The organism is Marinobacter sp., assembly GCF_041686475.1.
Classification (GTDB): domain Bacteria; phylum Pseudomonadota; class Gammaproteobacteria; order Pseudomonadales; family Oleiphilaceae; genus Marinobacter.
Map to the genome: position 1 here is coordinate 38056 of NZ_JAWLDU010000001.1, position 11656 is coordinate 49711.

Consider the following 11656-nt stretch of genomic DNA (forward strand, 5'->3'; position numbering starts at 1 on the left):
CCGATGTTTGCCGATAAATGCCGGGCAGGCGGCGCGTATTACTGGCTCGCCTTTTTCATCAATGCAGAGGCATTATCGAGCATCCGGTTGGAGAAGCCCCATTCATTATCGTACCAGGCCATGACTTTTGCATGACGGCCCATGGCCCGGGTGTGGTTGGCGTCGAAAATGCTGGACAGGGCATTATGATTGAAGTCGACACTGACCAGTTTTTCGGCGTTATAGCCCAGCACTGGACTGTTTTCGGCTGCGGCCCTGACGGTTTCATTGATTTCCTCAACGGTGGTGTCACGGCTGGCAATGAAGCCGAAATCCACCAGGGAAACGTTAATAGTAGGAACCCGAACAGCCAACCCGTCAAGTTTTCCGGCCAGTTCCGGTATCACTTTGCCAATGGCTGCAGCAGCGCCGGTTTTGGTGGGAATCATGGACTGGGTGGCAGAGCGTGCGCGGTAAAGGTCGGAATGATAGACATCGCTCAGATTCTGATCGTTGGTGTAGGAGTGGATTGTCGTCATCAAACCGCTCTCTATGCCAATCCTGTTGTGCAGGGCTTCTACCACCGGTGCCAGGCAGTTGGTGGTGCAGGAGGCGTTGGAGATAATGTCGTGTTCCGCGCTCAGTATGCCCTCGTTGACACCGTAAACCACCATGGCGTCCGCGTCAGGTGAGGGCGCTGAAATGATGACCTTCCGGGCGCCGGCCTTGAGGTGGCCTTCTGCCTTCCCACGGGAGGTAAACAGGCCTGTGCACTCGAAGACCACATCCACGTGATGGTCTTCCCACGGCAGCTCTTCAGGGTTGCGGATGGCGGTAATTGCGATGCGGTCACCATTGACCGAGAGTGATTCTGAGTCGTGGTTTACAATGCCACTGAAGCGGCCGTGCACACTGTCGTATTTGAGCAGGTGTGCATTGGTTTCGGCATCACCCAGGTCATTGATGGCGACAACCTGCATCTGGTTGCGGTAGTCGTTTTCGTAAAGTGCGCGGAGAACATTGCGGCCAATGCGCCCGAAGCCGTTAATTGCGATGCGAATAGTCATGTTTGGCTCCAAATTCGGTTGTTTATTGTTTGTCTCTGTTGGTGATGTAGTAAATATAACAACAAAAATTGGAAAAATGAATGATATGCGGGTGAAAGCGGTAAAAAAAGACAGTAAACTTACGGGAATTAAAAAAGCAATTAAATAACGTGATTTCAGGAGACCCACTATGCACCCGACCGTAGACGCGGTAACCCGGCGCATCATCGAGCGCAGTCGTAATACCCGCCAGGACTACCTGGGCAGGATGGCAGAGCTCAAGGCGCAATCGCCCCAGCGCAGCACGCTTTCCTGCGGCAACCTGGCCCATGGATTTGCGGCCTGCGACCAGTCAGACAAAGACACCCTGAAACTGATGAACAAGGCCAATGTGGCTATCGTATCGGCTTATAACGATATGTTGTCAGCCCACCAGCCTTATAAAGACTTCCCGGATGTGATTCGACAGGCGGCCCATGGCATGGGTTCGGTGGCCCAGTTCGCCGGTGGTACACCTGCCATGTGTGATGGTGTGACACAGGGGCAGCCGGGCATGGAGCTTAGCCTGTTCTCCCGTGACACCATTGCCATGAGCACGTCGGTTGCGCTCAGCCACAACATGTTTGATGCCACCATGCTGCTGGGTATCTGTGACAAGATCGTACCCGGACTGCTGATCGGTTCCCTGAGTTTCGGGTACCTGCCGACAGTGCTGGTTCCCGCGGGGCCGATGCCTTCCGGATTGCCCAACAAGGAAAAGCAGCGCATCCGTCAGCTGTATGCCGAAGGCAAGATCGGCAAGGATGAACTGCTTGAGGCGGAGTCACAGTCCTACCACAGCCCGGGTACATGCACCTTCTATGGCACTGCCAACAGCAATCAGCTTCTTGTGGAAGTGATGGGTCTGCATCTGCCGGGTGCGGCATTCGTGAACCCCGGGACACCGTTGCGTGACGAACTTACCCGCGCGGCCACCGAGCAGGTGATTCGTCTGTCCAAGCCCCATGGCGGCACGCTTGGCCTGGGTGACATGATTGACGAAAAAAGCATAGTGAATGCCCTGGTGGCGCTACTGGTCACCGGTGGTTCAACCAACCACACCATTCACTGGATTGCCATTGCGCGGGCCGCCGGGATTATCATCGACTGGGATGATTACTCCGAGCTGTCGTCAGCAGTACCCTCAATGACCCGTATCTATCCCAACGGCCAGGAAGATGTGAACGCCTTCCACGAAGCTGGCGGCACACCTTTCCTGATCCGGGAACTGCTCGATGCCGGCTACCTGCACAATGACGTAGAAACGGTGATGGGCTACGGACTGGAACAGTATGCCCGTATGCCCGAGATGGAAGGTGACAGGCTGGTCTGGAAACCGGCCCCCGAGAAAAGTGCCAAACCGGATGTGCTCAGCACGGCGCAAGAGCCCTTCGCGCCTGATGGTGGCCTGCGGGTTCTGGATGGCAACCTCGGTCGTGGTGTTATCAAGGTTTCGGCGGTTGCCGAGGAGCACCGTACCGTCAGGGCGCCGGCTGTGGTTTTCAACGACCAGAACGAGCTCAAGGCAGCGTTCGGGGCCGGTGACCTGGATAAGGACTGTATTGTTGTGGTTCGCTTCCAGGGGCCCAAGGCCAATGGCATGCCGGAGTTGCACAAGCTGACACCCTATCTTGGAGTGCTCCAGGATCGCGGTTTCCGGGTGGGCCTGGTAACGGATGGCCGCATGTCCGGGGCTTCCGGCAAGGTCCCGGCTGCAATTCACGTGTATCCCGAGGCTGCCAACGGCGGCCCGTTGTCCAGGGTTCGCAGTGGCGATGTCATTACCCTGGATGCGGTGTCCGGCAAGCTGGAAGTGGATCTGCCGGAGAATGAATTTGCCCAACGTGATACGGAAAAAGCAGACCTGAGCAGTTATCATCATGGTCTGGGCCGGGAGCTGTTTGGCTGGATGCGCAGAGCGGCCAGCACCCCGGAAGAAGGTGCCAGCTTTTTCTGGAATCATGACGCATGACAACAACCCATTACTCACTGGTCGGAGACATCGGCGGGACTAACGCCCGGTTTGCGCTCGTGCATTCCGGTGATGTAACGCCGGAGGCCGTTGAGGTTCTGGCGTGTAGCCAGTACGACAACCTTGATTCCGCCATCAGTGATTACCTTCAACGCTCAGGCGTTGGGGAAGTGCGGGATGTCTGCCTGGCAGTTGCCTCTCCTGTTTCAGGTACCCAGGTGAGGATGACCAACAATCACTGGCGCTTTGACAGTGAAGAGGTGCGCCGCCAGTTCGGCTGGGGCGAGTTCAAGGTTATCAACGATTTCACGGCCATGGCCCTCGGGGTTCCCCATGTTGCTGCCGAGAAGCTGGTTCATGTTTGTGGCGGTCCGGGCGATGCCCGACGGCCGCGACTGGTGATCGGCCCAGGAACCGGTCTGGGTGTTTCCGGACTGGTGCCGTTGCAGAATGGCTGGGTTCCCCTGATGACAGAGGGCGGGCACGTGGATTTTGCACCCACGGACGACATCGAAATGGCCATTCTGCGGATTCTCAAGGCACGGTTCGGCCGGGTGTCGGTGGAGCGAATTCTTTGTGGCCAGGGGTTGCTGAACCTGTATCAGGCTCACGCAGAGATACAGGATGTGGCAGCGCCGCTGGACGCACCCGAGAAGATCACTGCCGCAGCACTGGACAATTCCGATGCGCTTGCCCGTCAGACTCTCCGTCACTTCTGTGAAATTCTGGGGCGGGTTGCCGGTAATGGCGTGCTGACCCTGGGAGGCACCGGTGGTGTCTTCCTGTGTGGCGGTATACTGCCGCGATTCATCGACTTCTTCCTGGAAAGTCCTTTCCAGAAAGGCTTTGAGGACAAGGGACGGATGCGCCCGTTGCTGGAGGCAACGCCGGTTTATATCGTTACCGACGGCTACACCGGTCTTCTGGGCGCAGCGGAAGCGCTGAAGAACCCGGAAGTCTAGAAAGCCGACGCTGCTTACAGGTAGTGAACCAGCTCATTCCTGTCGAAGCGGTACTGGCGACTGTAAACCCCTTTTTCAGAGCGTTTGCCCGCTGCGAGTACCATGGTTACCAGGCCTTTTTTCGGCAGCTTCAGCAGCCGACGTACCCGACATTCATCAAACCCTTCCATGGGGCAGGAATCGTAACCGTGCGCCCGAAGTGCCAGCATCAGGTTCTCGGCAGCCAGGGCGGTGGATTTGGTAGCCCAGATTTTCATTTCATTGAGAGAATACGGCCCCCGGGGAACCGGCCGCGTAAGGCCTACAAATAACCCCGCGGCTTTTTTTACCGTGCCAAATAACCCGAAAGGCCCTTGGCTGTAATGGATAGGGGCGATTTTCGAATAATACTTCTCCACGATCCCCGGCAGTTTTTCCTCTGGCCATTGCTCAAGAGCCATACGTGCGTGTCGGCGCCAGGTATCCGTTCTGGCAACCACTGCAATCAGTACCGGTGCGGTTTTTGCGGCGTTCTGTCCAAGGCATGCCTCGGCAAGCTGTGCTTTCAGTTCCGGTGTCCTGACCACGAAAAACTCCCACGGCTGCAGGTTGCTGGAGTTGGGTGCCAGCATGGCCAGTTCCAGGCAGTCATCCAGTACGTGGTCTGGTACGGCCTCATCGGTAAACCTTCGCACCGAGCGTCTGCTGCGCACTACTTTGCGGAATTCGTCCAGGGTCGGATTTGGCGCAATGTCTGACTTTGCATTCATGGAGGGCCGTCCTTGTTGTCGGGCTTGAAAAGGTTGCCGGGTTCAAAGTGGCTTATTTGTCGGTAAAGGGTTCAGACTTTAAGGTTACGGTAGCCGGCTGTTTATGCAATGGCCTTTTCTTCAGGAGTGGTTGGCACAAATGACCAGTATTGAATCCCGTCTGCCCTTCGAGGAACTGGTAGCGCAAGTGCGCCAGTGCAGAATCTGCGAGTCTCAGCTTCCCCTGAGCCCCCGTCCGGTTATTCAGATTTCCCGGGATGCCCGGATTCTGGTGGTCGGCCAGGCGCCTGGCCGCCGGGTCCATGAAACCGGCCTGCCGTTTAATGATCCCAGTGGCGACCGCCTGCGCGACTGGATGGGGATAGGCCGTGATACCTTTTACGACGAAAATCAGCTGGCCATCCTGCCCATGGGTTTCTGCTACCCCGGTACCGGAAAATCCGGTGACCTGCCGCCACGACCGGAATGCGCGCCCGCCTGGCGCAACCTGTTGCTTGATCGCCTGGAGCAGATAGAGCTGACGCTGGTTATCGGCCAGTACGCCCACGCCTGGCATCTGCCGGGCGGAAAAGCCCCGGTTACGGAGCGAGTGAGACGTTGGCGGGAAGTGTGGCCGAAGATGCTGCCTTTGCCCCATCCCAGCCCGAGAAATAATCTGTGGTTACGGCGTAATCCCTGGTTTGAGGAAGAGGTGGTTCCCGAGTTACAGCAACGAGTGCGGGCTATTCTGGGGCGGTAACCCCGGTTACCGCCCGGCCTTGATCAGCGGGCTTCTTCCCAGCGGGACAGCAGGTCTTCATAGCGGATGGTTTTCCCCGGAGGTTTCTCGTTCTCCAGTTGTGGTTTTGGCGCGCCGGGCTGAGCCAGCCACCAGTCACGCCCTTTGGCCTCGCTATCCGGGGTTATGCGGGGCGGGCAGTTGTTTACCGAGAAGTTTCTTTCCATAACAGCCATCGCCCTGTCCTGACTTTCGGCCAGCTTGTCCATCGCCTGCTGTGCCGTGCGTTCTCCGGACATGGCGTCAGCGATGTTTGGCCACCACAATTTTGCCAGCTTGGGGTAGTCGGCAATGTTGATGCCGGTGGGTGTCCAGGCCTCCCGAGCGGGGCTGCGATAGAATTCCACCAGCCCACCCAGTGCCTCGCTTTTCGCCTGCATCTCCGGTGAATTCAGGTCGGAGTCCCTTATTGGAGTCAGACCCACGAGGGTTTTCTGCAGCGAGACGGACTTGGAAACCGTAAACTGGGCATAGAGCCAAGCGGCTTTCTGCCGGCGGTCGCTCATTACCCGTGGAATTGTCCAGGCTCCCACATCCTGGTAACCCAGTTTCATACCGTCAGACCAATAAGCGCCGTAAGGGGAGGGTGCCATTCGCCATTTCGGAGTGCCGTCTTTGTTAACCACAGGCAGCCCTGCCTCTGTCATATCGGAGGTGAACGCGGTATACCAGAAAATCTGCTGGGCGATCTGCCCCTGGGCGGGTACTGGCCCGGCTTCGGAGAAGTTCATGCCTGGTGCTTCCGGCGGGGCATAGTCTTTTAGCCAGTCAATGTATTTCTGCAGTGCGTAGACAGCCGCCGGCCCGTTTGTTGCACCGCCCCTCTCCACAGAAGAGCCCACGGGGTGGCATTCCTCCATTCGTATGCCCCATTCGTCCACCGGCAGTCCATTGGGCAGGCCCGGATCGCCGGCGCCTGCCATGGACAGCCAGGCATCTGTGAAACGCCAGCCCAGCGACGGATCACGCTTGCCGTAGTCCATGTGCCCGTAGATCCGCTCGCCGTCAATCTCTTTAACATGAACGGTAAAGAATTCGGCGATGTCTTCATAGGCGGACCAGTTCAGTGGCACGCCCAGTTCGTAACCGTACCGTTCGAGAAATTTCGCGCGCAGCTCCGGGCGCTGGAACCAGTCATAGCGGAACCAGTAGAGGTTGGCGAACTGCTGATCCGGTAACTGGTAGAGCTTGCCGTCCGGGCCGGTTACAAAGCTGAGGCCGATAAAATCGTCAAGGTCCAGGGTGGGGAGAGTAAAGGCCTTGCCTTCGCCTTCCATGTAGTCACTCAGGGCGAGTGCCCAGCCGGTGCGGGAATGAGTACCTATCAGGTCAGAGTCATTGACGAAGGCATCGTAACGGCCTTTTGCGGCCATGATCCGCTGAAGATTGACCTGCCGGATTACCTCGCCTTCCGGCTTGAGGTCATGGGTGACCTTTATACCGGTTATCTCCGAGAACGCCTTTGCAAGAACATCGGACTCGTACCGATGGGTCGCCAGATCTTCGGAAAGCACAGAGATTTCCAGGCCCTCAAGTGGTTCAGCTGCCCTGGCAAACCAGGCCAGCTCTTCTGCCTGTTCTTCGGGGGAGAGGGTGGAAGCCTGCAAGTGTTCCGAAATCCATTGCTCGATCACCTGTTGGCGAGCCTCGTGCAGCTCTTTGAATGTGTCGGATCCGTGACTGACAGAGCTGATGGAGAGCAGGCAGCAGACTCCCGCGATAACCGGCCAATTTGTCATGTGACACCTTTTTTGTTGTTTGTTTACCTACACAAACGAGCCTAATGTTCGCTATGTAGTTCGTCAACGAAAATATATAAGTAGTTCTGTAACAGGATAAAATCCAAATAAAACAATAAATTAAAATCTTAATAGGAAAAATCCGACATTAATCTTGTAACAAAATCGAAAAAATTATGTTCTAAAACTTTCCATTTTTTCTCTGGCGCGCTAAATTTGTCGTGTCTCGAAAACAGAAAAACGGTCTCCGACCGCAATAAATGTTCGGGATGACAGTGTCCATCAAACCGGAGGTTCGTCTTAAATTACTGATTTAACGAGCAATCCGGCTGCCAACGAGAGACAGTATCGATGGACCGGAAAATCTCAAACAATAATAGGAAGCTATCATGATCGAAAATAAACATCGCACAAATACAACAATGGTTTCTGCAACTCTGATGCGGCGTTCTGCACTTGCTATCGGTGTTGCGCTGTTTGCGGGTGGTCTTTCTGCTCCAGCGGCGGCAGAGCTTTCATTTGAGGCAGACAGTGGATGGAAATTTGGCGTTAATGGTCATATCCCTGTTTTCGCCATCATGAGTGACAATGACGATCTGGAGGAAGATGCCTTCCGCATCACAACCGGCTTTAATCCGGCTACGGCCCAGTTCAACGTGCACGCGCCCTCTCAGTTCGGACTCGATGTGTCCGGTCATTTCCAGTTGAACAGCCACCTTGCCGGTGCAGACGGGGTTCAGAACTCCGGTTTCGGTCGTGAAGGCTTCGGGCGTGTTTCCGGAGTTGAAAGCCGGGTTGCCGAAATTGCTGTTGCCGGTGACTTCGGTACCGTCAATATTGGTAAGGGCTTCGGCATATTCGGTGTGCCAGCCATCGGCGATAACGGCAGTGGAATGGGCGTCGGCCTTTTCGGGCCCAATAATGGAGATGCAACCGCGGGCCGGATTGGTAATGGCTACTTCTATGCGAACTTTAACCCGCGTGTCACCTATACCTCTCCGAATATGGGTGGTCTGCAGTTCAAAGTAGGTGCTTTCCAGCCTGAAAAGCCAGACGGTAATACCGATGCACTGACAGAGACGCCCCGCCTTGAGGCAAACGTTGTCTGGTCCAGTGATATGGTCACCCTGTGGTCCAGCGGTTTCACGCAGTCAGTCGACTCCAATGATCCTGCCGTGGATGATTTCACCATGAGCGGTATCGATTTTGGTGGCGCGCTTGCACTGGGAGATCTGGGACTGCGAGCCAACTATGCGACCACACAGGGTACGGGCAATGCTGTTGTCGGTGGACACGGTTTTGCGGGCGGCGCCCAGGAGGAAGATGCCGATCAGTGGTACGTTGAAGGCACTTATGGAATTGGTCGTGCAACTTTGGGTGTCAGCTACGGTGAAGGTTCCGATGATCTGAGCAATGTTGATACCGACCTGACCATGGTCTTCGCCCGGTACAGGGCTACCGATGCCTGGACTGTGCTGGCTGAGATCCAGGAATTCTCTACTGACGCTCCTGACAGTGACTACAGTGCTCTTATCGTAGGCTCACAGCTCACCTTCTAAACAGATCGTGACGTTCCTGCCCTCTCCTGGAGGGCAAAAAGCCAGGTGCCCATGGGCATCTGGCTTTTTTGTTTTTAAGCTCCGCCTACCGCTTTCAAGCCCGAATGGTCAGATCGGCCGCGGGGTGGGGGCAGCTTTTCTGACGGGATAAAGGTGTCTGAGCAAAGCGAGTTCTTTTCCCATAAGAAAAGGTGCCCCCACCCCGTGGCCAGCCCCCAGGTAAGACGCCTCAGGTAAGTATCAGTCGGCTGAAGATTTCACACATTGCATGTAAAAAAGCTCCGGGCGGTAAAACCGGCCGGAGCAAATGCCTGAGAGAGTGGTTCAGGCGCTGTGGTGGAGAGCAACAGTCTGAGGTTGCGGGGTTGCCTGAGCAGACAGGTACCTGTCCAGCTCACGGACATCTTCTTCGGTGGCGTACAGGCCCTGCTTGGTGCGGCGCCAGAGAATATCTTCCGAGGTCATGGCCCATTCGTAATTGACCAGGTATTCCACTTCCCGCTCGTAGAGGGTTCCTGCAAAACGATAGCCCAGATCCTGAACAGAACTGGCATCGTCCAGGATGTAGTAGGCGTGGGTACCATAAGTGCGCACATACCGGCTGCAGACCGCCTCGGGTAGCCAGGGATAATCCCCCGATATGCGGGCTTCAAGCGTATCGTGATTCTCGAATTCGCCACCGGGCAGAATGCCCTTTTTGGTCCAGGGCCCGCGTGCGTGAGGGAAAAACTGGCACAGCTTGTCTGTAGCGGCCTCCGCCAGTTTTCGGTAAGTGGTGATCTTGCCGCCAAAGACGGAAATCACCGGTGCCTTGCCTTGCTCGCTACTCACTTCGAATGAATAGTCGCGGGAGGCCTTCTTGGCGTCGCCTTCCTCGTCATCCATCAGCGGGCGCACGCCGGAGTAGGACCAGACCACGTCGCTGGACGTCAACTGACGCTTGAAGTGGGAGTTGACGATGTCCAGCAGGTACTCGGTTTCTTCCGGAGAAATCTTCGCTTTCTTCGGGTCACCTTCGTAGTCCACATCCGTAGTACCAACCAGGGAGAACTCGTCTTCATAGGGGATAACGAACACGATGCGCTCATCCTCATTCTGCAGGATGTAGGCCTCGGTCTCCCGGTTCATTCGTGGAACTACAATGTGGCTGCCCTTGACCATGCGAATGTTCTTTGGTGCTTTCATCGCAAGACTTTCACTGAACAGGCGGCTTACCCACGGCCCGGAAGCATTTACTATCACCTTCGCCGAAATATTATGAACGCTGTCATCGGTCATATCCTGGAGTGAGACATCCCATGAGTTCTCGCCTCGTTCAGCATTGATGCACTTGGTTCGGGTCAGAATTGTGGCGCCACACTCCTGTGCCTTCTTGGCAGTCAATACAACCAGGCGAGCATCGTCCACCCAACCGTCGGAATATTCGAAACCCTTGGTGATGTCAGACTTTAGCGGATCCTTTTCATCGAACTTGATGGACCGCGAGCCGGGCAGGACTTCGCGTTTGGCGAGATGGTCGTAAAGGAACAGTCCCATTCTGATCATCCAGGCCGGGCGCAGGTGAGGGCGGTGAGGCAGACGGAAACGCATGGGCCACATGATATGCGGCGAGTTTCTCAGTAACGATTCCCTTTCTGCCAGGGCCTCGCGTACCAGTCGGAACTCATAGTGCTCCAGGTAGCGAAGTCCGCCATGGATCAGCTTGCTGCTGTTGGAAGATGTCGCAGAGGCGAGATCGTTCATTTCGCACAGCAACACTTTCAGACCACGGCCCGCGGCATCCATTGCGATCCCCGTACCGTTCACGCCGCCGCCTACCACGACAACGTCAAATTTGTTGTTCTCCTCGGTCATCTTGTGTCATCTCCTGACGCCAATGAAAGGACGCTTCCGGGCGCTCTTTCCGGTTTTTGCAGAAACTTATTCCCATATTATGCGAAAGCAAAATATATTCGTAAAGGAAAATAAAGAAAAAAAACGAAAAAATGTGAGCGAGTGATCAGAGAGTTCGCAGGACCGGGCCTCAGGGAGTAAAAAGTCTTCTGGCGGGAAAGATCAGACCAGGTGCAGTTCCACGTTGTTTTCGCGCAGTAACTGGCGGATCTCGACAGGCGGTGCCTCGTCCGTAAACACGTGATCAGCCTGGGCGATACTGCCAAGGCGGACCATGGCGTTGCGGCCGAATTTGGAGTGGTCGGCTGCAAGGAGAACCTGGCCTGAATTCTCGATTATAGACTGGGCAACACGAACTTCCCGGTAATCGAAATCAAGCAGTGAGCCATCGGTATGAATGCCGCTGATGCCGATGATTCCGAAGTCCATTTTGAACTGGTTGATAAAGTCCCGGGTGGCTTCACCCACAATGCCGCCATCGCGGTTCCGGACTTCCCCGCCGGCGATGATTATGTGGAAATCCTCCCTGGCCGAGAGAATCGAGGCCACGTGCAGGTTATTGGTTACGATCTGAAGGTTATTTTTTTCGAGCAATGCCTTTGCAATGGTTTCTGTGGTGGTGCCAATGTTGATGAACATGGAGGAATTATCCGGGATCATCTCCACCAGGGCTTCGGCGATACGTTCTTTCGCTTCCAGGTCCATGATTTTACGAGCCTGGTAGGCCGTGTTCACCGTGCTGGAGTCGATCCCTGCACCGCCGTGATGACGACGAAGCTTTTTCTGGCTGGCCAGCTCATTCAGATCCCGACGAATGGTTTGCGGCGTGACCTTGAACTGGTCTACCAGCTGTTCTGTAGTCACAAAGCCGTTCTGCTGGATCAGCTCCATGATCAGATCCTGCCTGCGTCGCTGTGCCATTCAATTTCCTCCGGCATCC

At 55.7% G+C, this 11656-nt stretch carries 9 protein-coding genes; 4 read left to right on the forward strand and 5 right to left on the reverse strand.

The genetic code is table 11. From position 1 onward, the window contains the following. Positions 1-38 precede the first annotated feature (38 nt). Positions 39-1046 (reverse strand): type I glyceraldehyde-3-phosphate dehydrogenase, encoded by a 1008-nt coding sequence (gene gap, locus ACESMB_RS00160; RefSeq protein WP_372927495.1) that lies wholly within the window; start codon positions 1044-1046, stop codon positions 39-41. A gap of 169 nt (positions 1047-1215) precedes the next feature. Here gap and edd point away from each other — a divergent pair, with 169 nt between their 5' ends. Both edd and ACESMB_RS00170 read left to right on the forward strand, forming a co-directional pair. Continuing rightward, positions 1216-3036 carry a phosphogluconate dehydratase gene (gene edd, locus ACESMB_RS00165; protein WP_372970656.1) on the forward strand — a complete coding sequence of 607 codons (1821 nt, stop codon included), beginning with the start codon at positions 1216-1218 and terminating at the stop codon, positions 3034-3036. Then, a complete protein-coding gene (locus ACESMB_RS00170) occupies positions 3033-3998 on the forward strand; it encodes a glucokinase (RefSeq protein ID WP_372927493.1) in 966 nt (321 codons plus the stop codon). The genes edd and ACESMB_RS00170 overlap by 4 nt, the downstream gene beginning before the upstream one ends. A gap of 14 nt (positions 3999-4012) precedes the next feature. On the opposite strand, the gene ACESMB_RS00175 is transcribed toward ACESMB_RS00170, so the two are convergent. Continuing rightward, positions 4013-4747 carry a nitroreductase family protein gene (locus tag ACESMB_RS00175; RefSeq protein ID WP_372927492.1) on the reverse strand — a complete coding sequence of 245 codons (735 nt, stop codon included), beginning with the start codon at positions 4745-4747 and terminating at the stop codon, positions 4013-4015. Between the two features lie 139 nt (positions 4748-4886). Here ACESMB_RS00175 and ACESMB_RS00180 point away from each other — a divergent pair, with 139 nt between their 5' ends. Continuing rightward, complete coding sequence (locus ACESMB_RS00180) at positions 4887-5486, forward strand: uracil-DNA glycosylase family protein (protein WP_372970657.1); 600 nt, start codon at positions 4887-4889, stop codon at positions 5484-5486. 23 nt (positions 5487-5509) lie between these two features. On the opposite strand, the gene ACESMB_RS00185 is transcribed toward ACESMB_RS00180, so the two are convergent. Next, positions 5510-7264, reverse strand: a complete 1755-nt coding sequence (locus ACESMB_RS00185) for an ABC transporter substrate-binding protein (RefSeq protein WP_372970658.1) — start codon at positions 7262-7264, stop codon at positions 5510-5512. Positions 7265-7653: 389 nt separating this feature from the next. On the opposite strand from ACESMB_RS00185, the gene ACESMB_RS00190 reads away from it, so the two are divergent. Beyond that, positions 7654-8823 carry a porin gene (locus ACESMB_RS00190; RefSeq protein WP_372970659.1) on the forward strand — a complete coding sequence of 390 codons (1170 nt, stop codon included), beginning with the start codon at positions 7654-7656 and terminating at the stop codon, positions 8821-8823. 324 nt (positions 8824-9147) lie between these two features. On the opposite strand, the gene glpD is transcribed toward ACESMB_RS00190, so the two are convergent. Together glpD and ACESMB_RS00200 are read right to left on the reverse strand one after the other, a co-directional pair. After that, on the reverse strand, positions 9148-10677 hold the full coding sequence (gene glpD, locus ACESMB_RS00195) for a glycerol-3-phosphate dehydrogenase (protein ID WP_372970660.1): 1530 nt from the start codon (positions 10675-10677) through the stop codon (positions 9148-9150). Positions 10678-10878: 201 nt separating this feature from the next. Beyond that, positions 10879-11637, reverse strand: a complete 759-nt coding sequence (locus ACESMB_RS00200) for a DeoR/GlpR family transcriptional regulator (RefSeq protein WP_372927333.1) — start codon at positions 11635-11637, stop codon at positions 10879-10881. Positions 11638-11656 lie beyond the last annotated feature (19 nt).

Coding starts and splice junctions, on each gene's coding strand:
- gap (WP_372927495.1), bottom strand. CDS start 1,046: ATGACTATTCGCATCGCAATTAACGGCTTCGGGCGCATTGGCCGCAAT.
- edd (WP_372970656.1), top strand. CDS start 1,216: ATGCACCCGACCGTAGACGCGGTAACCCGGCGCATCATCGAGCGCAGT.
- ACESMB_RS00170 (WP_372927493.1), top strand. CDS start 3,033: ATGACAACAACCCATTACTCACTGGTCGGAGACATCGGCGGGACTAAC.
- ACESMB_RS00175 (WP_372927492.1), bottom strand. CDS start 4,747: ATGAATGCAAAGTCAGACATTGCGCCAAATCCGACCCTGGACGAATTC.
- ACESMB_RS00180 (WP_372970657.1), top strand. CDS start 4,887: ATGACCAGTATTGAATCCCGTCTGCCCTTCGAGGAACTGGTAGCGCAA.
- ACESMB_RS00185 (WP_372970658.1), bottom strand. CDS start 7,264: ATGACAAATTGGCCGGTTATCGCGGGAGTCTGCTGCCTGCTCTCCATC.
- ACESMB_RS00190 (WP_372970659.1), top strand. CDS start 7,654: ATGATCGAAAATAAACATCGCACAAATACAACAATGGTTTCTGCAACT.
- glpD (WP_372970660.1), bottom strand. CDS start 10,677: ATGACCGAGGAGAACAACAAATTTGACGTTGTCGTGGTAGGCGGCGGC.
- ACESMB_RS00200 (WP_372927333.1), bottom strand. CDS start 11,637: ATGGCACAGCGACGCAGGCAGGATCTGATCATGGAGCTGATCCAGCAG.